This window comes from Shigella flexneri 2a str. 301, from assembly GCF_000006925.2.
Taxonomy (GTDB): Bacteria; Pseudomonadota; Gammaproteobacteria; order Enterobacterales; family Enterobacteriaceae; genus ECMA0423.
This window is the reverse complement of the sequence record NC_004337.2, coordinates 1,573,153-1,598,754: the sequence shown is the minus strand read 5'-3', so window position 1 is coordinate 1,598,754 and position 25,602 is coordinate 1,573,153. Positions and strand designations below refer to the sequence as shown.

29 protein-coding genes, 2 tRNA genes, 2 pseudogenes and 4 other annotated features are annotated in these 25,602 nt (G+C 48.3%); of the genes and pseudogenes, 23 read left to right on the top strand and 10 right to left on the bottom strand.

What is annotated here, in order from left to right; all coding sequences use genetic code 11:
• Positions 1–52 precede the first annotated feature (52 nt).
• Positions 53–1,243: pseudogene (locus SF1566) on the top strand.
• 24 nt (positions 1,244–1,267) lie between these two features.
• Here the strand turns inward: SF1566 and ydeB are convergent.
• Entirely contained in the window at positions 1,268–1,933 is a 666-nt protein-coding gene (gene ydeB, locus SF1565; protein ID NP_707447.1) for a hypothetical protein, read from the bottom strand.
• 268 nt (positions 1,934–2,201) lie between these two features.
• Here ydeB and marR point away from each other — a divergent pair, with 268 nt between their 5' ends.
• The 3 genes from marR to marB are packed head-to-tail and all read left to right on the top strand — an operon-like array spanning position 2,202 to position 3,232.
• Positions 2,202–2,579 carry a multiple antibiotic resistance protein gene (gene marR / locus SF1564; protein ID NP_707446.4) on the top strand — a complete coding sequence of 126 codons (378 nt, stop codon included), beginning with the start codon at positions 2,202–2,204 and terminating at the stop codon, positions 2,577–2,579.
• A 19-nt stretch (positions 2,580–2,598) separates the two neighbouring features.
• The gene (gene marA / locus SF1563) at positions 2,599–2,982 is read left to right on the top strand and encodes a DNA-binding transcriptional activator MarA (RefSeq protein NP_707445.2); all 384 of its coding nucleotides are present in this window, start codon (positions 2,599–2,601) and stop codon (positions 2,980–2,982) included.
• Between the two features lie 31 nt (positions 2,983–3,013).
• Entirely contained in the window at positions 3,014–3,232 is a 219-nt protein-coding gene (marB, locus tag SF1562) for a hypothetical protein (RefSeq protein NP_707444.1), read from the top strand.
• A 30-nt stretch (positions 3,233–3,262) separates the two neighbouring features.
• Here the strand turns inward: marB and ydeD are convergent, their stop codons facing one another.
• A complete protein-coding gene (gene ydeD / locus SF1561) occupies positions 3,263–4,063 on the bottom strand; it encodes an insertion element IS1 protein InsB (RefSeq protein NP_707443.4) in 801 nt (266 codons plus the stop codon).
• A gap of 362 nt (positions 4,064–4,425) precedes the next feature.
• Between ydeD and ydeF the strand changes: the two genes are divergently transcribed.
• Positions 4,426–5,544 (top strand): transporter, encoded by a 1,119-nt coding sequence (ydeF, locus tag SF1560; protein ID NP_707442.1) that lies wholly within the window; start codon positions 4,426–4,428, stop codon positions 5,542–5,544.
• 426 nt (positions 5,545–5,970) lie between these two features.
• Positions 5,971–7,232: a mobile genetic element, on the bottom strand.
• Here the strand turns inward: ydeF and SF1559 are convergent.
• A complete protein-coding gene (locus SF1559; protein NP_707441.1) occupies positions 6,012–6,830 on the bottom strand; it encodes an insertion sequence element IS600 protein in 819 nt (272 codons plus the stop codon). (Overlaps the previous feature by 819 nt.)
• Before the next feature lie 501 nt (positions 7,233–7,733).
• On the opposite strand from SF1559, the gene ydeJ reads away from it, so the two are divergent.
• On the top strand, positions 7,734–8,252 hold the full coding sequence (ydeJ, locus tag SF1558; RefSeq protein NP_707440.1) for a hypothetical protein: 519 nt from the start codon (positions 7,734–7,736) through the stop codon (positions 8,250–8,252).
• A gap of 44 nt (positions 8,253–8,296) precedes the next feature.
• Here ydeJ and dcp read toward each other — a convergent pair whose 3' ends face one another.
• Positions 8,297–10,342 (bottom strand): dipeptidyl carboxypeptidase II, encoded by a 2,046-nt coding sequence (gene dcp / locus SF1557; RefSeq protein ID NP_707439.2) that lies wholly within the window; start codon positions 10,340–10,342, stop codon positions 8,297–8,299.
• A gap of 136 nt (positions 10,343–10,478) precedes the next feature.
• Between dcp and ydfG the strand changes: the two genes are divergently transcribed.
• The 3 genes and pseudogenes from ydfG (at position 10,479) to SF1554 (ending at position 12,381) form a co-directional block, all read left to right on the top strand.
• Positions 10,479–11,225, top strand: coding sequence for a malonic semialdehyde reductase (ydfG, locus tag SF1556; RefSeq protein NP_707438.2), 747 nt, complete (start codon positions 10,479–10,481; stop codon positions 11,223–11,225).
• 88 nt (positions 11,226–11,313) lie between these two features.
• Positions 11,314–12,000, top strand: a pseudogene (locus SF1555).
• 177 nt (positions 12,001–12,177) lie between these two features.
• Positions 12,178–12,381, top strand: a complete 204-nt coding sequence (locus SF1554; RefSeq protein NP_707436.1) for a hypothetical protein — start codon at positions 12,178–12,180, stop codon at positions 12,379–12,381.
• Positions 12,382–12,416: 35 nt separating this feature from the next.
• Here SF1554 and ydfI read toward each other — a convergent pair whose 3' ends face one another.
• A complete protein-coding gene (gene ydfI / locus SF1553) occupies positions 12,417–13,877 on the bottom strand; it encodes an oxidoreductase (RefSeq protein ID NP_707435.1) in 1,461 nt (486 codons plus the stop codon).
• 88 nt (positions 13,878–13,965) lie between these two features.
• Positions 13,966–14,946 carry a low-affinity transport protein gene (locus SF1552; protein NP_707434.1) on the bottom strand — a complete coding sequence of 327 codons (981 nt, stop codon included), beginning with the start codon at positions 14,944–14,946 and terminating at the stop codon, positions 13,966–13,968.
• Positions 14,947–14,982: 36 nt separating this feature from the next.
• Positions 14,983–16,246, top strand: a mobile genetic element.
• On the opposite strand from SF1552, the gene SF1551 reads away from it, so the two are divergent.
• From SF1551 to SF4467, 11 genes are all read left to right on the top strand, one after another.
• Positions 15,047–15,349 carry an insertion sequence element IS600 transposase gene (locus SF1551; protein ID NP_707433.1) on the top strand — a complete coding sequence of 101 codons (303 nt, stop codon included), beginning with the start codon at positions 15,047–15,049 and terminating at the stop codon, positions 15,347–15,349. (Overlaps the previous feature by 303 nt.)
• Positions 15,490–16,203, top strand: coding sequence for an insertion sequence element IS600 integrase core domain-containing protein (locus SF1550; protein ID NP_707432.1), 714 nt, complete (start codon positions 15,490–15,492; stop codon positions 16,201–16,203). Its footprint lies within the feature at positions 14,983–16,246.
• Before the next feature lie 283 nt (positions 16,247–16,529).
• Positions 16,530–16,769 (top strand): bifunctional antitoxin/transcriptional repressor RelB, encoded by a 240-nt coding sequence (gene relB / locus SF1549; RefSeq protein NP_707431.1) that lies wholly within the window; start codon positions 16,530–16,532, stop codon positions 16,767–16,769.
• On the top strand, positions 16,769–17,056 hold the full coding sequence (relE, locus tag SF1548; protein ID NP_707430.1) for a hypothetical protein: 288 nt from the start codon (positions 16,769–16,771) through the stop codon (positions 17,054–17,056). The genes relB and relE overlap by 1 nt, the downstream gene beginning before the upstream one ends.
• Positions 17,057–17,127: 71 nt before the next feature.
• A complete protein-coding gene (locus SF1547a) occupies positions 17,128–17,283 on the top strand; it encodes a regulatory protein (protein YP_008439251.1) in 156 nt (51 codons plus the stop codon).
• 220 nt (positions 17,284–17,503) lie between these two features.
• Complete coding sequence (locus SF1547) at positions 17,504–17,752, top strand: hypothetical protein (RefSeq protein NP_707429.2); 249 nt, start codon at positions 17,504–17,506, stop codon at positions 17,750–17,752.
• 346 nt (positions 17,753–18,098) lie between these two features.
• On the top strand, positions 18,099–19,148 hold the full coding sequence (locus SF1546; RefSeq protein ID NP_707428.1) for a bacteriophage protein: 1,050 nt from the start codon (positions 18,099–18,101) through the stop codon (positions 19,146–19,148).
• Positions 19,149–19,160: 12 nt separating this feature from the next.
• Positions 19,161–19,517, top strand: a complete 357-nt coding sequence (gene rus / locus SF1545; protein NP_707427.1) for an endodeoxyribonuclease RUS — start codon at positions 19,161–19,163, stop codon at positions 19,515–19,517.
• 14 nt (positions 19,518–19,531) lie between these two features.
• Positions 19,532–20,353: an antitermination protein gene (locus SF1544; protein NP_707426.1), complete on the top strand. Its 822-nt coding sequence runs from the start codon at positions 19,532–19,534 to the stop codon at positions 20,351–20,353.
• A gap of 144 nt (positions 20,354–20,497) precedes the next feature.
• Positions 20,498–20,573, top strand: a tRNA-Met gene (locus tag SF4468).
• Positions 20,574–20,674: 101 nt separating this feature from the next.
• Positions 20,675–20,751: transfer RNA gene (locus SF4467), tRNA-Arg, on the top strand.
• Between the two features lie 911 nt (positions 20,752–21,662).
• On the opposite strand, the gene ycgW is transcribed toward SF4467, so the two are convergent.
• On the bottom strand, positions 21,663–21,998 hold the full coding sequence (gene ycgW / locus SF1543; protein ID NP_707425.1) for an anti-adapter protein IraM: 336 nt from the start codon (positions 21,996–21,998) through the stop codon (positions 21,663–21,665).
• A gap of 244 nt (positions 21,999–22,242) precedes the next feature.
• On the opposite strand from ycgW, the gene SF1542b reads away from it, so the two are divergent.
• Positions 22,243–22,446 (top strand): hypothetical protein, encoded by a 204-nt coding sequence (locus SF1542b; protein YP_008439250.1) that lies wholly within the window; start codon positions 22,243–22,245, stop codon positions 22,444–22,446.
• Complete coding sequence (locus tag SF1542a; protein YP_008439249.1) at positions 22,443–22,604, top strand: hypothetical protein; 162 nt, start codon at positions 22,443–22,445, stop codon at positions 22,602–22,604. Before SF1542b ends, SF1542a begins: the two co-directional genes overlap by 4 nt.
• A 310-nt stretch (positions 22,605–22,914) precedes the next feature.
• Positions 22,915–23,838: a mobile genetic element (partial), on the bottom strand.
• On the opposite strand, the gene SF1542 is transcribed toward SF1542a, so the two are convergent.
• The 3 genes from SF1542 to insA all read right to left on the bottom strand — a co-directional run bounded on the left by SF1542 (position 22,958) and on the right by insA (position 24,551).
• The gene (locus SF1542) at positions 22,958–23,776 is read right to left on the bottom strand and encodes an insertion sequence element IS600 protein (RefSeq protein ID NP_707424.1); all 819 of its coding nucleotides are present in this window, start codon (positions 23,774–23,776) and stop codon (positions 22,958–22,960) included. Its footprint overlaps the feature before it by 819 nt.
• Positions 23,839–24,606 (bottom strand) — a mobile genetic element.
• Entirely contained in the window at positions 23,854–24,249 is a 396-nt protein-coding gene (gene insB / locus SF1541) for an insertion element IS1 protein InsB (RefSeq protein ID NP_707423.1), read from the bottom strand. Its footprint overlaps the feature before it by 396 nt.
• Positions 24,276–24,551: an insertion element IS1 protein InsA gene (insA, locus tag SF1540; RefSeq protein ID NP_707422.1), complete on the bottom strand. Its 276-nt coding sequence runs from the start codon at positions 24,549–24,551 to the stop codon at positions 24,276–24,278. It lies within the feature at positions 23,839–24,606.
• Positions 24,607–24,618: 12 nt before the next feature.
• Here insA and SF1539 point away from each other — a divergent pair.
• Positions 24,619–25,356 (top strand): minor fimbrial subunit, D-mannose specific adhesin-like protein, encoded by a 738-nt coding sequence (locus SF1539; RefSeq protein ID NP_707421.1) that lies wholly within the window; start codon positions 24,619–24,621, stop codon positions 25,354–25,356.
• The last annotated feature ends 246 nt before the right edge of the window (positions 25,357–25,602 follow it).

Below are 25,602 nucleotides of genomic sequence, written 5' to 3'. Positions count from 1 at the left end.
ACCGTTTTAAGATCATTTCATCACTTTTTCGCAACTCACCCGATAATCTGTTATGACAACAAACACTGTTTCCCGCAAAGTGGCGTGGCTACGGGTCGTTACGCTGGCAGTCGCCGCCTTCATCTTCAACACCACCGAATTTGTCCCTGTTGGCCTGCTCTCTGACATTGCGCAAAGTTTTCACATGCAAACCGCTCAGGTCGGCATCATGTTGACCATTTACGCATGGGTAGTAGCGCTAATGTCATTGCCTTTTATGTTAATGACCAGTCAGGTTGAACGGCGCAAATTACTGATCTGCCTGTTTGTGGTGTTTATTGCCAGCCACGTACTGTCGTTTTTATCGTGGAGCTTTACCGTTCTGGTGATCAGTCGCATTGGTGTGGCTTTTGCACATGCGATTTTCTGGTCGATTACGGCGTCTCTGGCGATCCGTATGGCTCCGGCCGGGAAGCGGGCACAGGCCTTGAGTTTAATTGCCACCGGTACAGCACTGGCGATGGTCTTAGGTTTACCGCTCGGGCGCATTGTGGGGCAGTATTTCGGCTGGCGAATGACCTTCTTCGCGATTGGTATTGGGGCGCTTGTTACCCTTTTGTGCCTGATTAAGTTACTTCCCTTACTGCCTAGTGAGCATTCCGGTTCATTGAAAAGCCTCCCGCTATTGTTCCGCCGCCCGGCATTGATGAGCATTTATTTGTTAACTGTGGTGGTTGTCACCGCCCATTACACGGCATACAGCTATATCGAGCCTTTTGTGCAAAACATTGCGGGATTCAGCGCCAACTTTGCCACGGCATTACTGTTATTACTCGGTGGTGCGGGCATTATTGGCAGCGTGATTTTCGGTAAACTGGGTAATCAATATGCGTCTGCGTTGGTAAGTACGGCGATTGCGCTGTTGCTGGTGTGTCTGGCACTGCTGCTACCTGCGGCGAACAGTGAAATACACCTCGGGGTGCTGAGTATTTTCTGGGGGATCGCGATGATGATCATCGGGCTTGGTATGCAGGTTAAAGTGCTGGCGCTGGCACCAGATGCTACCGACGTCGCGATGGCGCTATTCTCCGGCATATTTAATATTGGAATCGGGGCGGGTGCGTTGGTAGGTAATCAGGTGAGTTTGCCCTGGTCAATGTAGATGATTGGTTATGTGGGCGCGGTGCCTGCTTTTGCTGCGTTAATATGGTCAATCATTATATTTCGCCGCTGGCCAGTGACACTCGAAGAACAGACGCAATAGTTGAAAGGCCCATTCGGGCCTTTTTTAATGGTACGTTTTAATGATTTCCAGGATGCCGTTAATAATAAACTGCACACCCATACATACCAGCAGGAACCCCATCAGGCGGGAGATCGCTTCAATGCCACCCTTGCCCACCAGCCGCATAATTGCGCCGGAGCTGCGTAGGCTTCCCCACAAAATAACCGCCACCAGGAAAAAGATCAGCGGCGGCGCAACCATCAGTACCCAATCAGCGAAGGTTGAACTCTGACGCACTGTGGACGCCGAGCTAATAATCATCGCTATGGTTCCCGGACCGGCGGTACTTGGCATTGCCAGTGGTACAAAGGCAATATTGGCACTGGGTTCATCTTCCAGCTCTTCCGACTTGCTTTTCGCCTCCGGTGAATCAATCGCTTTCTGTTGCGGAAAAAGCATCCGAAAACCGATAAACGCGACGATTAAGCCGCCTGCAATTCGCAGACCGGGAATCGAAATGCCAAATGTATCCATCACCAGTTGCCCAGCGTAATACGCCACCATCATGATGGCAAATACGTACACCGAGGCCATCAACGACTGACGATTACGTTCGGCACTGTTCATGTTGCCTGCCAGGCCAAGAAATAGCGCGACAGTTGTTAATGGGTTAGCTAACGGCAGCAACACCACCAGCCCCAGGCCAATTGCTTTAAACAAATCTAACATTGGTGGTTGTTATCCTGTGTATCTGGGTTATCAGCGAAAAGTATAAGGGGTAAACAAGGATAAAGTGTCACTCTTTAGCTAACCTTGCATCGCATTGACCAAAACTTGAACCGATTTAGCAAAACGTGGCATCGGTCAATTCATTCATTTGACTTATACTTGCCTGGGCAATATTACCCCCTACAACTAATTACTTGCCAAGGCAACTAATGTGAAAAGTACCAGCGATCTGTTCAATGAAATTATTCCATTGGGTCGCTTAATCCATATGGTTAATCAGAAGAAAGATCGTCTGCTTAACGAGTATCTGTCTCCGATGGATATTACCGCGGCACAGTTTAAGGTGCTCTGCTCTATCCGCTGCGCGGCGTGTATTACTCCGGTTGAACTGAAAAAAGTGTTGTCGGTCGACCTGGGAGCACTGACCCGTATGCTGGATCGCCTGGTCTGTAAAGGCTGGGTTGAAAGGTTGCCGAACCCGAATGATAAGCGCGGCGTACTGGTAAAACTTACCACCAGCGGCGCGGCAATATGCGAACAATGCCATCAATTAGTTGGCCAGGACCTGCATCAAGAATTAACAAAAAACCTGACGGCGGACGAAGTTGCAACACTTGAGCATTTGCTTAAGAAAGTCCTGCCGTAAACAAAAAAGAGGTATGACGATGTCCAGACGCAATACTGACGCTATTACCATTCATAGCATTTTGGACTGGATCGAGGACAACCTGGAATCGCCACTGTCACTGGAGAAAGTGTCAGAGCGTTCGGGTTACTCCAAATGGCACCTGCAACGGATGTTTAAAAAAGAAACCGGTCATTCATTAGGCCAATACATCCGCAGCCGTAAGATGACGGAAATCGCGCAAAAGCTGAAGGAAAGTAACGAGCCGATACTCTATCTGGCAGAACGATATGGCTTCGAGTCGCAACAAACTCTGACCCGAACCTTCAAAAATTACTTTGATGTTCCGCCGCATAAATACCGGATGACCAATATGCAGGGCGAATCGCGCTTTTTACATCCATTAAATCATTACAACAGCTAGTTGATAACGTGACAACGTCACTGAGGCAATCATGAAACCACTTTCATCCGCAATAGCAGCTGCGCTTATTCTCTTTTCCGCGCAGAGCGTTGCGGAACAAACCACGCAGCCAGTTGTTACTTCTTGTGCCAATGTCGTGGTTGTTCCCCCATCGCAGGAACAACCACCGTTTGATTTAAATCACATGGGTACTGGCAGTGATAAGTCGGATGCGCTCGGCGTGCCCTATTATAATCAACACGCTATGTAGTTTGTTCTGGCCCCGACATCTCGGGGCTTATTAACTTCCCACCTTTACCGCTTTACGCCACCGCAAGCCAAATACATTGATATACAGCCCGGTCATAATGAGCACCGCACCTAAAAATTGCAGACCCGTTAAGCGTTCATCCAACAATAGTGCCGCACTTGCCAGTCCGACTACGGGCACCAGTAACGATAACGGTGCAACCCGCCAGGTTTCATAGCGTCCCAGTAACGTCCCCCAGATCCCATAACCAACAATTGTCGCCACAAACGCCAGATACATCAGCGACAAGATGGTGGTCATATCAATAGTAACCAGACTGTGAATCATGGATGCGGAACCATCGAGAATCAGCGAGACAACAAAGAAGGGAATGATTGGGATTAAAGCGCTCCAGATTACCAGCGACATCACCGCCGGACGCGTTGAGTGCGACATGATCTTTTTATTGAAGATGTTGCCACACGCCCAACTAAATGCTGCAGCCAGGGTCAACATAAAGCCGAGCATCGCCACATGCTGACCGTTCAGACTATCTTCGATTAACACCAGTACGCCAAAAATCGCTAAGGCGATCCCCGCCAATTGTTTGCCATGCAGTCGCTCCCCGAAAGTAAACGCGCCAAGCACGATAGTAAAAAACGCCTGTGCCTGTAACACCAGCGAAGCCAGTCCAGCAGGCATACCAAAGTTAATGGCGCAGAACAGAAAGGCAAACTGCGCAAAACTGATGGTTAATCCATACCCCAAGAGCAAATTCAGTGGTACTTTCGGTCGTGCAACAAAAAAGATGGCCGGAAAAGCGACCAGCATAAAGCGCAAACCGGCCAGCATCAGCGGTGGCATGTTATGAAGCCCCACTTTGATGACCACAAAATTTAGCCCCCATACGACCACTACCAGTAGCGCCAACACCCCATCTTTTCGCGACATTCTACCGCCTCTGAATTTCATCTTTTGTAAGCAATCAACTTAGCTGAATTTACTTTTCTTTAACAGTTGATTCGTTAGTCGCCGGTTACGACGGCATTAATGCGCAAATAAGTCGCTATACTTCGGATTTTTGCCATGCGTCCGATGGTTAATAACAACGACGAGGCAAGAAGGGCGCTGGTAGAGCGTCGTAGGGATAAGTTCATTTGTCTGTCCGGCAGTGCGTTTCGTTATGTTTTATTTTAGAGATGTAAAGAAATAGCATGGCTACGCTGCCATTTATGACCATTTACTTGAGTCGCCAGTACAGCCTGAGTGTCGATCTAATCGGTTATGCGATGACAATTGCGCTCACTATTGGCGTCGTTTTTAGCCTCGGTTTTGGTATCCTGGCGGATAAGTTCGACAAGAAACGCTATATGTTACTGGCAATTACCGCCTTCGCCAGCGGTTTTATTGCCATTCCTTTAGTGAATAACGTGACGCTGGTTGTGCTCTTTTTTGCCCTCATTAACTGCGCCTATTCTGTTTTTGCTACCGTGCTGAAAGCCTGGTTTGCCGACAATCTTTCGTCCACCAGCAAAACGAAAATCTTCTCAATCAACTACACCATGCTAAACATTGGCTGGACCATCGGTCCGCCGCTCGGCACGCTGTTGGTGATGCAGAGCATCAATCTGCCCTTTTGGCTGGCAGCTATCTGTTCCGCGTTTCCCATGCTTTTCATTCAAATATGGGTAAAGCGCAGCGAGAAAATCATCGCCACGGAAACAGGCAGTGTCTGGTCGCCGAAAGTTTTATTACAAGATAAAGCACTGTTGTGGTTTACCTGCTCTGGTTTTCTGGCTTCTTTTGTAAGCGGCGCATTTGCTTCATGCATTTCACAATATGTGATGGTGATTGCTGATGGGGATTTTGCCGAAAAGGTGGTCGCGGTTGTTCTTCCGGTGAATGCTGCCATGGTGGTTACGTTGCAATATTCCGTGGGCCGCCGACTTAACCCAGCTAACATCCGCGCGCTGATGACAGCAGGCACCCTCTGTTTCGTCATCGGACTGGTCGGTTTTATTTTTTCCGGCAACAACCTGCTATTGTGGGGTATGTCAGCTGCGGTATTTACTGTCGGTGAAATCATTTATGCGCCGGGCGAGTATATGTTGATTGACCATATTGCGCCGCCAGGAATGAAAGCCAGCTATTTTTCCGCCCAGTCTTTAGGCTGGCTTGGTGCCGCGATTAACCCATTAGTGAGTGGCGTAGTGCTAACCAGCCTGCCGCCTTCCTCGCTGTTTGTCATCTTAGCGTTGGTGATCATTGCTGCGTGGGTGCTGATGTTAAAAGGGATTCGTGCAAGACCGTGGGGGCAGCCCGCGCTTTGTTGATTTAAGTCGAACACAATAAAAATTTAATTCAGCCTTCGTTTAGGTTATCTCTGCTAATATCTTTCTCATTGAGATGAAAATTAAGGTAAGCGAGGAAACACACCACACCATAAACGGAGGCAAATAATGCTGGGTAATATGAATGTTTTTATGGCCGTACTGGGAATAATTTTATTTTCTGGTTTTCTGGCCGCGTATTTCAGCCACAAATGGGATGACTAATGAACGGAGATAATCCCTCACCTAACCGGCCCCTTGTTACAGTTGTGTACAAGGGGCCTGATTTTTATGACGGCGAAAAAAACCGCCAGTAAACCGGCGGTGAATGCTTGCATGGATAGATTTGTGTTTTGCTTTTACGCTAACAGGCATTTTCCTGCACTGATAACGGATCGTTGACACAGTAGCATCAGTTTTCTCAATGAAAGGTGTACTGGCAATAGCGGACACTACCATTTGTTCTTTTTTTAAGCAGCCATCTGATGATATTTTTCCCTGAAGGCTGCCGGGGAGATATTCCCCAGACGAGAGTGACGACGCTGACGATTGTAGAAAATCTCAATGTATTCCCGTATTACTGAGATGGCTTCATCCCGGTTATTAAAACGATAGTGGCTCAGGCTCTCATTTTTCAGCGTTCCCCAGAAGCTTTCCATCGGAGCGTTGTCGTAACAGTTACCTTTACGCGACATTGATGTTTTCAGACCAGACTGCTCCTGTATGACCCGGTAATCGTATGCGCAGTACTGTGAACCTCGATCAGAGTGGTGGATTAGCCCGGCAGGTGGGCGCTGGCTCCTGAGCGCCATAAACAGGGCTTTACCTGTCAGCTCTTTTGTCATGCGCTCTCCCATGGCGTAGCCGACAATTTCGCACGTATAAACATCTTTGATGCCAGCGAGGTACAACCATCCCTCCTGTGTGGCAACATACGTCAGGTCCGCCACCCAGACCTGATTTGGTGCTGTAGGAGCGAACGTCTGGTTCAGCAGATTTGGCGCAACTGGCAGATTGTGGTTCGGGTTCGTAGTTGCTCTGAACTTGCGTTTCTGCTTACAGCGTAGCCTCAGCTCCTTACGAAGACGTGCCAGTCGGTCACGACCAACGATGATGCCATTCTCTGCCAGCTCCGTCTGGAGCCGCCGGGTTCCATATGTTTCGCGAGTGCGGATATGTGCCACCTTAATCTCCAGTTTTAGCCGCTCATCACTTTGTTTTCTGTCTGAGGGTTCATGCTGTACCCAGTTGTAATAACCGCTCCTGGATACACCAAATACCTGACACATCGCTTCAATGGGAAATTGTTGTCGCCATTGTTCGATTAACGCGTATTTTTCAGCGACTCCTGTGCAAAATACGCTGTTGTTTTTTTTAATATATCTCGCTCAAGGCGAGCTTCATTTAACGCCTTACGCAGTTGCAGAATTTCAGATTCCAGTTCAGCCACCGTGCGGGAACCAGGAGTACCGAGCCCTTTTCTGGCGGCGGTAACCCATTGTCCTAAAGTGCCTTCAGGAAGAGATAATCGGGAAGCGCCTTCACTGATCGAAAGTTGATTTTCAAGAACCGTTCTGACAGCTTCGGCTTTGAACTATTTAGAGTAACGTTGGGTTTTTCTGCTCATTATTAGCTCCTTCTGATGCCATTCTATTTCAGGAAGGAGTGTCCGTTAAACTCAGGCTACCTCACTCCTTTGTGAGAAATCAAATTACCGCGTAGTGAAACCGAAGCGCCATCGTGCATGTTTTTTGCGAAATCAACGGTCATTTTTTTTGCATCATCGGTTCCGCGATAGCCATCTTCTATTGCATGAGGCGGCGGTGGCGCTGCATCCTGTTTTAAACCGCCCTGGTCATCTGCCAACGCATAAGGCATGACAAGAAAACTTGCTAATACAATGGACTGAAATTTCATACTAACTCCTTAATTGCGTTTGGTTTGACTTATTAAGTCTGGTTGCTATTTTTATAATTGCCAAATAAGAATACTGCCAATTGTTATAAGGCATTTAAAATCAGCCCACTAGCTGTCAAATATTCAGAGAATTTGACTCACTAAAGTTAAGAAGATTGAAGAGTCTTAAACATGTTTTCAGAATAATCGGATTTATATGTTTGAAAATTATTATATTGGACGAGCATACAGAAAAAGCAAATCACCTTTACATATAATAGCGTGGACAAAAAACAGTGAACATTAATAAAGATAAAATTGTACAACTCGCAGATACCGACACTATTGAAAACCTGACATCCGCGTTGAGTCAAAGACTTATCGCGGATCAATTACGCTTAACTACCGCCGAATCATGCACCGGCGGTAAGTTGGCTAGCGCCCTGTGTGCAGCTGAAGATACACCCAAATTTTACGGTGCAGGCTTTGTTACTTTCACCGATCAGGCAAAGATGAAAATCCTCAGCGTAAGCCAGCAGTCTCTTGAACGATATTCTGCGGTGAGTGAGAAAGTGGCAGCAGAAATGGCAACAGGTGCCATAGAGCGTGCGGATGCTGATGTCAGTATTGCCATTACCGGCTACGGCGGACCGGAGGGCGGTGAAGATGGTACGCCAGCGGGTACCGTCTGGTTCGCGTGGCATATTAAAGGCCAGAACTACACTGCGGTTATGCATTTTGCTGGCGACTGCGAAACGGTATTAGCTTTAGCGGTGAGGTTTGCCCTCGCCCAGCTGCTGCAATTACTGCTATAACCAGGCTGGCCTGGCGATATCTCCAGGCCAGCCATTGGTGGTGTTTATATGTTCAAGCCACGATGTTGCAGCATCGGCATAATCTGAGGAGCCTTACCACGCCATTGTCGATGCAGGCGTTCCAGATCTTCGCTGTTACCTCTGGAAAGGATCGCCTCGCGAAAACGCTGCCCATTTTCACGCGTTAATCCGCCCTGCTCAACAAACCACTGGTAACCATCATCGGCCAACATTTGCGTCCACAGATAAGCGTAATAACCTGCAGCATATCCGCCACCAAAAATATGGGCGAAATAACTGCTGCGATAGCGTGGCGGTATAGCAGGAAGATCCATATTTTCCGCCACCAGCGCCCGCAATTCAAAATCATCGACATCCTGCATTGCTTCGTTTTCTTCCAGGCAATGCCAGCGCATATCGAGAAGTGCGGCGCTAAGCAGTTCGCTCATCTCATACCCTTTGTTGAACAGGCTGGCATTACGCATTTTCTGTTGCAGTTCGTCAGGCATTGCTGCCCCGCTCTGATAATGCCGGGCGTAGCGAGCGAATACCTGCGGATGCGTTGCCCAGTGTTCGTTGATTTGCGACGGAAATTCGACAAAATCACGCGGCGTGTTGGTGCCGGAAAGCGTGGCATAACGCTGGCGGGCAAAAAGGCCGTGCAGCGTATGACCAAATTCATGGAATAAGGTTATTACATCATCCCAGAGTAACAACGCAGGCTCACCGGCAGCGGGTTTCTGATAATTGCAGACGTTATAAATTACCGGATGCGTTTCATTAAGCGTTGATTGCTCAACAAAATTGCCCATCCATGCACCGCCGCTTTTTGAATCACGGGCGAAGAAATCACCGTAAAATAACGCCAGTCCCACGCCATTATGATCAAAAATTTCCCACACACGAACGTCAGGATGGTAGACCGGAATATCAAAACGTTCGACAAACTTAATACCGAAGAGCTGATTCGCGGTCCAGAATACACCTTCATTTAACACCGTGTTTAATTCAAAATATGGCTTGAGCTGCGCCTCATCAAGATCAAATTTCTCCCGCCGTACCTGTTCCGCATAAAATGCCCAGTCCCACGGCTGCGCGCTAAACCCGCCCTGCTGCTTATCGATAACCGCCTGTATGGAGGCTAATTCATCGCTCGCACGTTGACGCGCCGCTGGAACAATTTCCCGCATAAAGTTGAGTGCTGCTTCTGGCGTTTTTGCCATCTGATCGGCGATTTTCCATGCGGCATAATGAGGAAAACCAAGCAGTTTCGCCTGCTGTGCGCGAATCTCTACCAGACGTTGAATGATAGCGCGGGTATCATTGGCATCATTTTTTTCCGCTCGCGTCCAGCCCGCAATAAACAGTTTTTCACGCGTCGCACGATCGCGCATTTCGGCAAGCGCCGGTTGTTGGGTGGTATTCAGCAGCGGAATCAGCCATTTGTTATCCAGACCTTTCTCGCGAGCCGCCTCTGCCGCCAGCGCAATCTCTTGCTCACTCATTCCTGCCAGCTGCGCGATATCGTTCACAACCAGACCGCCGGATTTATTTGCTGCAAGTAACCGCTGGTTAAACTGGCTGGTCAGGGTCGCAGCTTCTGTATTCAGTACTTTTAATTTTGCTTTATCAGCTTGTGCAAGTTTGGCTCCGGCAAGGACAAAACGTTGATGAATAACCTCCACCAGGCGGATGGATTCACTATCAAGCCCCAGGGATTCACGGCGCTGCCAGACAGCATCTACCCGCGCGAATAATTCACCGTTCAGATAGATATCATTAGCCAGTTCCGCCAGTTCAGCGGAAAACTGTTCATCAAGACGCTGTAATTCATCATTGGTATGCGCCGCAGTCATCGCAAAAAAGACGCTGGTAACGCGGGTAATTAATTCTCCGCTTTGTTCCAGTGCCAGAATAGTATTGTTGAAATCAGGCGTTTGCGGGTTAAGCGCGATGGCAGCAATTTCTGCCCGCTTTTGTTGCATTCCCTCATCGAATGCCGGGCGATAGTGATGATTGGCAATTTGATCAAAATGAGGAGCCAGATACGGCAGTGTGCTTTGCACAAGGAAAGGATTCATTGTTGTCATTTTCTTCTCCTGAACGCGAGGTGTTCCATAGCGTAGGCTTACTGATAACGGAGTGCAATCTTGCAAACCAGTATTACCCGCTCTTAAGCATCACGTGCTATGTTATTGACACACAAAAGCGTTGAGGAACAGTGAGATGATCGTTTTAGTAACTGGAGCAACGGCAGGTTTTGGTGAATGCATTACTCGTCGTTTTATTCAACAAGGGCATAAAGTTATCGCCACTGGCCGTCGCCAGGAGCGGTTGCAGGAGTTAACAGACGAACTGGGAGATAATCTGTATATCGCCCAACTGGACGTTCGCAACCGCGCCGCTATTGAAGAGATGCTGGCATCGCTCCCTGCCGAGTGGAGCAATATTGATATCCTGGTAAATAATGCCGGCCTGGCGTTGGGCATGGAGCCTGCGCATAAAGCCAGCGTTGAAGACTGGGAAACGATGATTGATACCAACAACAAAGGCCTAGTATATATGACGCGCGCCGTCTTACCGGGTATGGTTGAACGTAATCATGGTCATATTATTAACATTGGCTCAACGGCAGGCAGCTGGCCGTATGCCGGTGGTAACGTTTACGGTGCGACGAAAGCGTTTGTTCGTCAGTTTAGCCTGAATCTGCGTACGGATCTGCATGGTACGACGGTGCGCGTCACCGACATCGAACCGGGTCTGGTGGGTGGCACCGAGTTTTCCAATGTCCGCTTTAAAGGCGATGACGGTAAAGCGGAAAAAACCTATCAAAATACCGTTGCATTGACGCCAGAAGATGTCAGCGAAGCCGTCTGGTGGGTGTCAACGCTGCCTGCTCACGTCAATATCAATACCCTGGAAATGATGCCGGTTACCCAAAGCTATGCCGGACTGAATGTCCACCGTCAGTAATTTTTATACCCGGCGTAACTGCCGGGTTATTGCTTGTCACAAAAAAGTGGTAGACTCATGCAGTTAACTCACTCTCAAGCAAGAACGAATGACCGTGTAGACGCAACTTAATCCGACTCAGCATGTCAATCATCAGATGTATAGTATTCTTAGTCGCGACATTGTCCATTGCCTGATTGCACCAGGCACACCGTTGTCGGAAAAAGAAGTTTCTGTTCGTTTCAATGTGTCACGCCAGCCGGTTCGTGAAGCCTTTATTAAACTGGCGGAAAACGGCCTGATTCAAATTCGTCCGCAGCGTGGCAGCTACGTCAACAAAATTTCCATGGCCCAGGTGCGCAACGGCAGTTTTATCCGTCAGGCCATTGAGTGCGCGGTGGCGCGTCGGGCGGCGAGCATGATTACCGAAAGCCAGTGCTACCAACTGGAACAAAATCTTCACCAGCAACGCATTGCCATTGAGCGCAAGCAACTGGATGATTTTTTTGAACTTGATGACAACTTCCATCAACTCCTGACGCAGATTGCCGACTGTCAACTGGCGTGGGATACCATTGAGAACCTGAAAGCGACCGTTGATCGCGTGCGCTATATGAGTTTCGACCATGTTTCTCCACCAGAAATGCTGTTACGCCAGCATCTTGATATTTTCTCTGCCCTGCAAAAACGTGATGGCGATGCGGTAGAACGTGCAATGACGCAACATTTGCAGGAAATCAGCGAATCCGTGCGCCAGATCCGCCAGGAAAACAGCGACTGGTTTAGCGAAGAGTAATTCATTTACTCTCATCCCATCCGGGATGAGAGGCTTTTCCCCCCGCCTTACGGCTCATGCATGCATCAAAAAAGATGTGAGCTTGATCAAAAACAAAAAATATTTCACTCGACAGGAGTATTTATATTGCGCCCGTTACGTGGGCTTCGACTGTAAATCAGAAAGGAGAAAACACCTATGACGACCTACGATCGTAACCGTAACGCAATCACCACTGGCAGCCGTGTTATGGTTAGCGGCACCGGTCACACTGGCAAGATCCTGTCGATTGATACTGAAGGTCTGACCGCTGAGCAAATCCGCCGCGGAAAAACCGTAGTTGTTGAAGGTTGTGAAGAGAAACTGGCACCTCTGGACCTGATTCGTCTCGGCATGAACTAAGTGTGTGAATGCCGCCGATGGCGGCATTGCTTTTTTTACTTCACGGAATATTTCGCCACGGTCGCTTTCGCGCCATGCGCTAATAAAGACAAGTACGCTTCCGTCACTTTTGCAGTAAACAAGCTATTGTCTGGCAAATCATCACCAAAGATTGCCTTAATCGCCAGCAATGACTGGACGCGCGCTTTCCCTTCGGCACTACTTTGTACAGCCTTCTGAATAACAGGTAACAGTGGGTCACTGATTTCTATCGGATTTCCCTGTTCATCAACACCACCGACATAACGCATCCAACCCGCGACGCCCAGCGCCAGCAGATCGAACTTGCTGTCATGCGCCAGATGCCAGCGAACAGAATCCAACATCCGCTGTGGCAATTTCTGGCTGCCATCCATCGCAATCTGCCAGGTTCGATGACGTAACGCCGGGTTGCTATAGCGTGCAATTAATCGGTTAGCGTAATCTTGCAAATCAACGCCCTGCACTTTCAGCGTCGGCGCTTGTTCCTGCAACATCATGCCATACGCCGCATGACGATAATGTTCATCTTCCATACAGTCATTAATGTGCTGATATCCAGCAAGATAACCCAGATATGCCAGGAATGAATGACTGCCGTTGAGCATGCGCAACTTCATCTCTTCATAAGGCAGCACATCACTAACCAGTTCGGCTCCCGCTTTTTCCCATTCCGGACGTCCGGCTACAAAGTTATCTTCGATAACCCACTGGCGGAAAGGTTCACAGGCAACGCCAGCAGGATCGCGCACACCGGTAAGTTGTTCGATTTTCGCCAGCGTATCCTCTGTCACTGCGGGCACAATACGGTCCACCATTGTTGATGGGAAAGTCACGTTATCTTCGATCCATTGTGCCAGTTTTACATCAACGGCTTGCGCGTAGGAAGTGACAACGTCACGCATAACATGACCGTTTTCTGGCATGTTGTCACATGACATGACGGTAAATGCGGGAAGTCCTGCCGCTTTACGGCGAGCCAGCGCCTCAACAATCACCCCTGTTGCTGTTTTCGGCTGGTGGGGATTTTGCACGTCGGCAGCGACCATCGGGTGCTCGAGCATTAACTGTCCGGTCGCCGGAGAGTGGAAATACCCTTTTTCGGTGATTGTCAGAGAGACAATCGCGATTTGCGGTTCACACATCGCAGCCAACACGGTTTCTAAGCCATCCATCTGTACGTGCAAGGCTTTTTTAACGACGCCAACGACGCGAGCCGTCCACGCATCGGCCGACATTTCCGCAACGGTATAAAGATTATCTTGCTGTTGTAAATCGGCAATTTGCTGTTCGCCGCCGATTAAGTTGACCTCATAATATCCCCAGTCACTGAAATGTTCTGTAGCAAGAATATCGGCATACACGCCCTGATGCGCACGGTGAAATGCACCAAAGCCTAAATGAACAATTCTTGGGGCCAGGTTATTACGATCATAAACAGGGAGTGTCGCTTTTGCTGATAACAAATTATTTCCCATAACAATTCCTTAAATTTAAATATGGCAAGCTATATGTTTTGTTATATGAATAAAAATCCCCTCTCCGGTAAGAGAAGGGATTGAGGGTTTACAGACTTCTGGAAGGTTGCGCAGCTCTTACAACACGCGGTTGATCTTCCGCAGCGTCTTCCAGCGCACTTAAATCACGGTCTTTCACCTCTGGCATTTTCAGCGCAGAGATTAAACCAATCACTGAATATGCCATGATCATAATGGCGATCGGATACCAGGATTCCGTCATGGTGCAGAAAATACCCGCCAGGATAGGACCAAAACCGGAAGCGATAAGACCACCAATTTCTTTTGAAATAGCCATCCGGGTGAAGCGGTTTTTACAGCCGAACATTTCTGCCATGGTAATGTTTTCCAGAGCAAATAATCCCAGCACCGCACAGTTATGAATCACAATCAGTGCAACCATAATGGTGCTCGGGGCATAGCTTTTATCTACGATGATAGAAAGCATTGGCCACGCCAGCACAATCGCAGAGGTATTCATAATAATATACGGGATCCGGCGACCAATTTTATCGGATAACCAACCAAGGAACGGAATGGTCATAAAGCCGAGAATCGAACTGATCATCAATGCATCTGTTGGAATTGCTTTGTTAAACAATAACGTCTGTACTAAATAGCCTGCAAGGAAAGTCTGAATTAAACCGGAGTTACCCGCCTGACCAAAACGCAGCCCTGTTGCCAGCCAGAAGGATTTGCTCTGGAACATGCTACCAGCAGGTGCAGGTTTTGCTGTCGGTTGGTTGCTGTCGTTAACCTTCTCAAAGACCGGGCTTTCTTTCAGATTCATACGCAACCAGATAGCAAAGACCATCACGACAACGCTCGCCAGGAACGGTATACGCCATCCCCACGCCAGCAGTTCCTCTTTACTGAGAATGAAGAACATAAAGGCCCAGATTGCCGTTGCGCTTAAGGTGCCGCAGTTAGTTCCCATAGCCACAAATGAGGAGATAATTCCGCGCTTACCTTTTGGCGCATATTCCGCCAGCATCGTACCGGCACCGGAAATTTCCGCACCTGCACCCAATCCCTGAATAATACGCAGCGTCACCAGCAAGATGGGTGAGGTAGCCTGAGTTTAACGGACACTCCTTCCTGAAATAGAATGGCATCAGAAGGAGCTAATAATGAGCAGAAAAACCCAACGTTACTCTAAAGAGTTCAAAGCCGAAGCTGTCAGAACGGTTCTTGAAAATCAACTTTCGATCAGTGAAGGCGCTTCCCGATTATCTCTTCCTGAAGGCACTTTAGGACAATGGGTTACCGCCGCCAGAAAAGGGCTCGGTACTCCTGGTTCCCGCACGCTGGCTGAACTGGAATCTGAAATTCTGCAACTGCGTAAGGCGTTAAATGAAGCTCGCCTTGAGCGAGATATATTAAAAAAAGCAACAGCGTATTTTGCACAGGAGTCACTGAAAAATACGCGTTAATCGAACAATGGCGACAACAATTTCCCATTGAAGTGATGTGTCAGGTATTTGGTGTATCCAGGAGCGGTTATTACAACTGGGTACAGCATGAACCCTCAGACAGAAAACAAAGTGATGAGCGGCTAAAACTGGAGATTAAGGTGGCACATATCCGCACTCGCGAAACATATGGAACCCGGCGGCTCCAGACGGAGCTGGCAGAGAATGGCATCATCGTTGGTCGTGACCGACTGGCACGTCTTCGTAAGGAGCTGAGGCTACGCTGTAAGCAGAAACGCAAGTTCAGAGCGACTACGAACCCGAACCACAATCTGCCAGTTGCGCCAAATCTGCTGAACCAGACGTTCGCTCCTACAGCACCAAATCAGGTCTGGGTGGCGGACCTGACGTATGTTGCCACACAGGAGGGATGGTTGTACCTCGCTGGCATCAAAGATGTTTATACGTGCGAAATTGTCGGCTACGCCATGGGAGAGCGCATGACAAAAGAGCTGACAGGTAAAGCCCTGTTTATGGCGCTCAGGAGCCAGCGCCCACCTGCCGGGCTAATCCACCACTCTGATCGAGGTTCACAGTACTGCGCATACGATTACCGGGTCATACAGGAGCAGTCTGGTCTGAAAACATCAATGTCGCGTAAAGGTAACTGTTACGACAACGCTCCGATGGAAAGCTTCTGGGGAACGCTGAAAAATGAGAGCCTGAGCCACTATCGTTTTAATAACCGGGATGAAGCCATCTCAGTAATACGGGAATACATTGAGATTTTCTACAATCGTCAGCGTCGTCACTCTCGTCTGGGGAATATCTCCCCGGCAACCTTCAGGGAAAAATATCATCAGATGGCTGCTTAAAAAAAGAACAAATGGTAGTGTCCGCTATTGCCAGTACACCTCACTGACATGCTAAAGCAAAAAATAGATGAATAAGTTGAGTTGTGCATATGTAGCCTGACCGTCACAAAGTATATGGTGTCTGTACCAGTAAGATGATGGCCGGACTCTTTAAAAAAGAGCTGACCTGCACAATACAGGATGGACTTAGCAATGGCTGCTCCTGGCACAAAGCGGACAGTGATCACCGTTCTTACGACTACTTTCTGACTTCCTTCGTGACTTGCCCTAAGCATGTTGTAGTGCGATACTTGTAATGACATTTGTAATTACAAGAGGTGTAAGACATGGGTAGCATTAACCTGCGTATTGACGATGAACTTAAAGCGCGTTCTTACGCCGCGCTTGAAAAAATGGGTGTAACTCCTTCTGAAGCGCTTCGTCTCATGCTCGAGTATATCGCTGACAATGAACGCTTGCCGTTCAAACAGACACTCCTGAGTGATGAAGATGCTGAACTTGTGGAGATAGTGAAAGAACGGCTTCGTAATCCTAAGCCAGTACGTGTGACGCTGGATGAACTCTGATGGCGTATTTTCTGGATTTTGACGAGCGGGCACTAAAGGAATGGCGAAAGCTGGGCTCGACGGTACGTGAACAGTTGAAAAAGAAGCTGGTTGAAGTACTTGAGTCACCCCGGATTGAAGCAAACAAGCTCCGTGGTATGCCTGATTGTTACAAGATTAAGCTCCGGTCTTCAGGCTATCGCCTTGTATACCAGGTTATAGACGAGAAAGTTGTCGTTTTCGTGATTTCTGTTGGGAAAAGAGAACGCTCGGAAGTATATAGCGAGGCGGTCAAACGCATTCTCTGAACCAAAGCATGACATCTCTGTTTCGCACCGAAGGTGACACTTCTGCTTTGCGTTGACAGGAGAAGCAGGCTATGAAGCAGCAAAAGGCGATGTTAATCGCCCTGATCGTCATCTGTTTAACCGTCATAGTGACGGCACTGGTAACGAGGAAAGACCTCTGCGAGGTACGAATCCGAACCGGCCAGACGGAGGTCGCTGTCTTCACAGCTTACGAACCTGAGGAGTAAGAGACCCGGCGAGTGAGAAATCCCTCGCCACCTCTGATGTGGCAGGCATCCTCAACGCACCCGCACTTAACCCGCTTCGGCGGGTTTTTGTTTTTATTTTCAACGCATTTGAAGTTCTGGATGGTGCCGGAATAGAATCAAAAATACTTAAGTAGCGCGCAGGGATAAAAGGGATGGACCCCGAACAGGGGAGTGCTACTTATCTGGAAGGATTCTGATGATGAACATCGAAGAACTGCGTAAAATTTTTTGTGAAGATGGCCTCTATGCTGTGTGCGTTGAAAATGGAAATATTGTTAGTCATTACCGCATTGTGTGTTTGCAAAAAAATGGGGCTGCGTTAATTAATTTTGTGGATGCCCGAGTGACGGACGGATTTATCTTGCGCGACGGTGAGTTTGTCACTTCATTACAGGCATTGAAAGAGATCGGAATAAAAGCTGGCTTTTCTGCTTTTTCAGAAGAATAAACTCATCTACAATCTTGCGCGGGGCTGAACTCCCGCTGAGTAACACCGTGCCACCGGAGAAAACCGATGGCACGCAACGCAAAATATTACAATCATGATAATTCGACCGTTCTTGCCCACACGCACGAGCGGTATTCTCACGCATTTAAGTCAGACTGGTACCAGCATCCCTCATGCACTGAAGAACAGGCCGAATGGCTTATTCAGTGTTACCGCAGGCGCGGATGCGAGGTTAAAAAAGCCCTTAGCCTCGACTACCGTCACTAGATAATCTCCGTCAGGCTCCCTTACTCCGAACAGCCACCGCGTCCGTCCCGCACATTCCAGCAACGGATCTGGAGGTAACGTGCGGGTATTACTTCGACCTGTTCTGGTTCCGGAACTCGGGCTGGTGGTCCTTAAGCCCGGTCGTGAATCCATGCCGGTATTCCACAATACCCGGGTACTGGTGGAGCCGGAACCGAAAAGCATGCGTAATCTGCCGTCCGGGGTCGTTCCTGCCGTTCGCCAGCCGCTAGTGGAAGACAAAACATTGCTGCCGTTTTTCAGTAACGCACGGGTGATTCGTGCTGCTGGTGGTGCTGGCGCATTGTCTGACTGGCTGTTGCGCCATATTAAATCCTGCCAGTGGCCACACGGCGATTATCATCACAGCGAAACCGTCATTCACCGTTATGGTACCGGCGCAATGGTATTGTGCTGGCACTGCGACAACCAGCTGCGTGACCAGACATCCGAATCACTCGAGCAACTTGCTCATCAAAACCTGTCAGCATGGATGATTGACGTCATCGGTCACGCAATAAGCGGTACGCAGGAGCGTGAATTATCTCTGGCTGAATTATCCTGGTGGGCGGTCCGCAATCAGGTGGCGGACGCGCTACCGGAAGCGGTATTACGTCGTTCGCTGGGGTTGCGTGCGGAAAAAATCCGCTCAATGTACCGTGAAAGCGACATCGTGCCGGGAGAGCAGACCGCCACCAGCATACTGAAGCAGCGCACAAAAAATCTTGCGCCGCTGCCTCACGCCCACCAGCAACAGAACCCACAACAGGAAAAGACGGTGGTCAGCATTGCCGTTGATCCTGAGTCTCCGGAATCTTTCATGAAACGACCTAAACGTCGCCGCTGGGTTAACGAGAAATACAAACGCTGGGTGAAGACACAGCCGTGTGCGTGTTGTGGTAAGCCAGCCGACGATCCCCATCACCTGATTGGTCATGGTCAGGGCGGAATGGGGACCAAATCTCACGATATTTTCACGCTACCGCTGTGTCGGGAGCATCACAACGAGCTTCATGCGGATCCTCTGGCGTTCGAAGAAAAGCATGGTTCTCAGGTTGATTTAATTTTTCGTTTTCTTGATCACGCCTTTGCAACTGGCGTGCCTGGGTAAAAGAGGTGACTGATGCTCATAGATTTGGTTTTACCTTACCCGCCGACGGTGAACACTTACTGGCGACGCCGTGGCAGCACATATTTTATCTCGGAGGAGGGAAAGCGTTATCGCCGGGCTGTGGCGCTTATTGTTCGCCAGCAGCGGCTGAAATTAAGCCTGTCCGGAAGGCTGGCGATAAAGGTGATTGCAGAGCCACCGGATAAGCGTCGTCGCGACCTGGACAATATCCTGAAAGCACCGCTGGATGCGCTGACGCATGCGGGAGTGTTAATGGACGATGAGCAGTTTGATGAAATCAATATCGTTCGTGGTCAGCCAGTATCTGGTGGACGTCTGGGGGTGAAGATTTACCCCATAATGCATTAAGAGCAGGTCAAAAAATGAAACTGGAAGATTTACCGAAATACTACTCCCCAAAATCCCCTGGCCTGACCGATGCATCGGCCTCAACGTCAAAAGATGCGCTGAGTATCACTGATGTGATGGCCGCGCAGGGCATGACACAGAATCGGGCTGAGATGGGTTTTTCTGCGTTCCTGGGGAAAATGGGCATCAGTATGAATGACAGGGCGCGGGCAACAGAATTACTGGCAGATTATGCACTCAGTCGGTGCGATCGTGTGGCGGCGTTGAGAAAACTTCCGGCAGAAATAAAACCGGTAGTGATGCGCATTATGGCTTCGTACGCTTTTGAGGATTATGCCCGCAGCGCAGCGAGTAAAAAGCAGTGCCCTTGTTGCTATGGGGAAAAATTTATTGAAAGCATAGTTTTTACAAACAAGATCCAGTATCCGGATGGTAAGCCGCCGGTATGGGCAAAGTGTACGAAAGGTGTGTATCCGTTTTACTGGGAAGAATGGAAAAAAGTCAGGGAGGTGGTAAAAGTTGCCTGTCCGGAGTGTGGCGGAAAGGGTGAGGTTTCCACCGCCTGTAAGGATTGCCGTGGGCGTGGTGTCGCCATTCATCGTGAAGAGTCGGTAAAACGTGGTATGCCTGTTATCAGAGACTGCCAGCGTTGTGGTGGTCGTGGCTATGAAAGACTACCATCAACGGAGGCATTTAATGCTATATGCGAGGTGACAAACCAGATAACACGCGCGTCATGGGAAAAAACAGTTAAGAAATTTTATGATGCGCTGGTGACCCGGTTTGATATTGAAGAAGCATGGGCTGAGCGGCAGTTAAAAAAGGTAACTAGGTAACAAGGTTGATTTTTCCGGAATCTGTGGTAAATTCGTCATAATGATGGGCGTTTTATGCCTGGCGTTAGAAGAGTTTCTACAACCCGCCGCTGAGCGGGTTTTTTTATTGCGAAATTAATTACGGACCGTTATTATTCTGCTCCCGGCCCTTTAGCTCAGTGGTGAGAGCGAGCGACTCATAATCGCCAGGTCGCTGGTTCAAATCCAGCAAGGGCCACCATCACAAACCGCCATTAGCTTATCAGGAAGAGCAGACGACACGATAACAGGGTTGTTGGTGCGGGGGGCGGGTCCCCGATGGCGGTCCATTATCGGTATTCAGCGTTGTTAGCTCAGCCGGACAGAGCAATTGCCTTCTAAGCAATCGGTCACTGGTTCGAATCCAGTACAGCGCGCCATATTCATTCTTCCAGATTCCTTCCGGCAGAGCCTTATACTGAAATATACCTGGCTCAGGATATTGTTGAAAATATTATATATTTGTCAAAAATAAAAGTTCTGTTAAGTATTGATTGAGTATTTGTTATACGGTCTAATGGTTTTTTCAGCATTAAGTATTTATCATTCATATGGTGTGGGTAGAGTGAATATTGATGAGGCGTCGGGGTGTTTCATCCTTAGGCAGCGTATTGATATAGTCAATGCAGCACGAGCAAAGGCCTTCAGCCGTTTGACAGTTTTGTTCTGTACTCCTGATCGTCTTTCGGGAAGAGACGTTATTATTCTGAATAGTGATGCTATACAGAGGGTTTGCGATGAGTTCATGGTTGCTAATTCAGAATTATTTGCTCTTGTTCAGGAGTACAACAGAATAGCCAGGACCTGTGGTATGGATGAACTTCGGATTACTCATCTGGGGTAGATACATATCTGGATTATCACCTGTTACGGTAAAAAGTGATTGCTTACTGTTTTTGTTAATGGCATTGCAGCAGCCGGATAATGTCAGTGCCGGCTGACGGTGTGCTGGTGGCGGGTGTGGTGGTTGTTGCTTTCCCGTTGCTGAAAAAGAAAACGCCAGACTGTTAGCCGGGTATCAGTTAGCGGGAGAAATTTTTAAATACTTCACAATTCAGGCGGTTGACTGTTGTCTGGTTTGCGGGGAGTTTGTTAAAAGAAACTGGCATGGTGAATCCCCCTGTGCGGAGGGGCAATCAGCGAGTAGGTATATGGGATAATCGCGGATTCAGGTGCTGGTACTGAATTCACCGGGAGGCACCCGGCACCATGGAATGGCACATAGCGCCACTCTCCAGCCCCTCTCCGGAGGGGCTGTTTATATTGATTTTGTCAGATGTGAGTAAACTCCTTATGGACTTTGTTGTTTTAGTCCATAAGGGCATATTTGCAGAGTGCAACGGTTATTAAAGCATTCATTCAATACGTTATCTGTATTTGTAGGGCATTCCTGGCTGTTTTTGATTAAATTCCAGAATGTTTTATTGAATGGTACTACGTTGTAAATGGTTACAGGTAGCACTTTGTTATTGAGCATGATGCCTGTGTGAGTCAGTGTAAATATACTTTCAGGAGGTAAGAAAGCATCCGATTGATACCAGATTATTAATTTTATTTTACTCCATATGACTGAAAAAGATATTCCGCATGATGGCTGGATAACTGTATCAATCACAATCCACTTCATTTAGTTTCCTTGTTTATGCCTTGCTGGTGATGTTCTGAAAAGTATAAATGATATTTTTGAATTAAACCATAGAACAGAATTATTTTTCTGATGTTGTTTATTGTTTATTTAAATGCAGGGTGGTTTATATCTCGTCTTGTAGTTTATCCATGCATATCTGCTTGATAATCAGGTTTTTATTTAAGGTATGGTTTTGTGTTTTTTCTGTATTACATGTCAGGTATTTTAAAGAATTATTTTTCAGATGTTGGAAAGAACCATGGCATTTAAACACTATGATGTTGTCAGGGCGGCGCCGCCGTCAGATCTTGCGGAAAAGCTGACACATAAACTGAAAGAGGGCTGGCAGCCGTTTGGTAGTCCGGTGGCCATAACCCCTTATACCCTGATGCAGGCGATTGCAGCAGAAGGTGATGTGGTGGTCAGTGGTGCAACTGAGCCGGAGTGATACTACGTCATCGTACTGGCCCGGCATTCCAGGCCATAAAAGACAGTCTGGCAGTGGGACTAAATGCACTGACGCTGACGGATATTACCAAAAATGCAACGTATGGCGTTGAGATAGAAAGTCTGGTGCTGGAGATAAATGCACCGGCATCATCATAAAAAGTGAGCCAGTCAAATGGAAGGTATCGTTAAACTCACCGGTAGTGTCAGTGGGTCGTCTGAGACGCTTGCATGAGTTATCAGAGCCATCAGTAGTTAACTGGTGGCTTTTTTATTGTTGTCAGCTTCCGGATAACGGGAGACGGGGTATGGACCAGATGGAAAAAATCACAACAGGTGTGTCATACACCACGTCAGCGGTGGGAACGGGCTACTGGTTCCTGCAGTTGCTGGACAGGGTTTCCCCGTCTCAGTGGGCGGCAATAGGCGTGCTGGGGAGTCTGCTGTTTGGGCTGCTGACATATCTGACTGAGGTGTACTGGCAATAGCGGACACTACCATTTGTTCTTTTTTTAAGCAGCCATCTGATGATATTTTTCCCTGAAGGCTGCCGGGGAGATATTCCCCAGACGAGAGTGACGACGCTGACGATTGTAGAAAATCTCAATGTATTCCCGTATTACTGAGATGGCTTCATCCCGGTTATTAAAACGATAGTGGCTCAGGCTCTCATTTTTCAGCGTTCCCCAGAAGCTTTCCATCGGAGCATTGTCGTAACAGTTACCTTTACGCGACATTGATGTTTTCAGACCAGACTGCTCCTGTATGACCCGGTAATCGTATGCGCAGTACTGTGAACCTCGATCAGAGTGGTGGATTAGCCCGGCAGGTGGGCGCTGGCTCCTGAGCGCCATAAACAGGGCTTTACCTGTCAGCTCTTTTGTCATGCGCTCTCCCATGGCGTAGCCGACAATTTCACACGTATAAACATCTTTGATGCCAGCGAGGTACAACCATCCCTCCTGTGTGGCAACATACGTCAGGTCCGCCACCCAGACCTGATTTGGTGCTGTAGGAGCGAACGTCTGGTTCAGCAGATTTGGCGCAACTGGCAGATTGTGGTTCGGGTTCGTAGTCGCTCTGAACTTGCGTTTCTGCTTACAGCGTAGCCTTAGCTCCTTACGAAGACGTGCCAGTCGGTCACGACCAACGATGATGCCATTCTCTGCCAGCTCCGTCTGGAGCCGCCGGGTTCCATATGTTTCGCGAGTGCGGATATGTGCCACCTTAATCTCCGGTTTTAGCCGCTCATCACTTTGTTTTCTGTCTGAGGGTTCATGCTGTACCCAGTTGTAATAACCGCTCCTGGATACACCAAATACCTGACACATCGCTTCAATGGGAAATTGTTGTCGCCATTGTTCGATTAACGCGTATTTTTCAGCGACTCCTGGGTAATGACTCCAACTTACTGATAGTGTTTTATGTTCAGATAATGCCCGATGACCTTGTCATGCAGCTCCACCGATTTTGAGAACGACAGTGACTTCCGTACCAGCCTTGCCAGATGTTGTCTCAGATTCAGATTATGTCGCTCAATGCGCTGAGTGTAACGCTTGCTGATAACGTGCAGCTTTCCCTTCAGGCGTGATTCATACAGCGGCCAGCCATCCGTCATCCATACCACGACCTCAAAGGCCGACAGCAGGCTCAGAAGACGCTCCAGTGTGGCCAGAGTGCGTTCACCGAAGACGTGCGCCACAACCGTCCTCCGTATCCTGTCATACGCGTAAAACAGCCAGCGCTGACGTGATTTAGCACCGACGTAGCCCCAATGTTCGTCCATTTCAGCGCAGACAATCACATCACTGCCCGGTTGTATGCGCGAGGTTACCGACTGCGGCCTGAGTTTTTTAAGTGACGTAAAACCGTGTTGAGGCCAACGCCCATAATGCGTGCACTGGCGCGACATCCGACGCCATTCATGGCCATATCAATGATTTTCTGGTGCGTACCGGGCTGAGAGGCGGTGTAAGTGAACTGTAGTTGCCATGTTTTACGGCAATGAGAGCAGAGATAGCGCTGATGTCCGGCAGTGCTTTTGCCGTTACGCACCACGCCTTCAGTAGCGGAGCAGGAAGGACATCTGATGGAAATGGAAGCCACGCAAGCACCTTAAAATCACCATCATACACTAAATCAGTAAGTTGGCAGCATTACCCTGGTTGTAGACTTGTCTCAGCATATAAGTTGCTGGAATGATTACGGCGGCTGGTACGACACTGATCATATAAACCTGGTACAAGGCTCAGCTTTCGCAGGCTCCCTACAGTCATATAAAGGATCGCTGTACTGGAATAATGTGACCTACCCCTTCCCGTTGACGACAAATACCAACGTATTGGATATTGGTGATAAGACACCGATGCCATTACCGTTAAAACTCTATATTACCCCAGTTGGGGCGGCCGGTGGAGTTGTCATAAAAGCGGGGGAAGTCATTGCCCGTATTCATATGTATAAAATTGCAACATTAGGAAGCGGAAATCCGCGTAATTTTACGTGGAATATTATTTCAAATAACAGTGTTGTTATGCTAACAGGCGGCTGCACCGTTGATAGTCGTAATGTCACCGTGGATCTCCCGGACTTTCCTGGAAGCGCAGAAATACCCCTTGGCGTATATTGCTCAAGCGAACAAAAGCTCTCATTTTATCTTTCGGGTGCCACCACTGACAGTAGCCGACAAGTGTTTGCTAACACAGCACCTGATGCAACAAAAGCATCGGGAGTGGGTGTCACTCTAATGCGTAATGGAAAAATACTGGCTACGGGAGAAAATGTCTCCCTGGGGACAGTAAATAAAAGCAAAGTACCTCTGGGTTTAAGCGCAACCTATGGACAAACAGGAAACAAGGTTTCAGCCGGAACCGTCCAGTCAGTCATTGGTGTCACTTTTATCTATGAATAATTGTGATTTTGACCTTAGTCTATGCGCTCCATTCACGAAAATTGCGCGGATAATTATTTTGTGAAGGCTATTATCCTACACCTGTAAGAAAATCCGCGCACAATTGAAGCCAGAGTCTTATTTTTTATATTGGAAAATATGTTAATTTAAACACTATGAGAGATGATGCTTAACTTATCGTATTTAATCTATTGTTTAACGATAATAGATTAAAAATAGAAAGAGAGTAGTCCCTTACTCTTATAT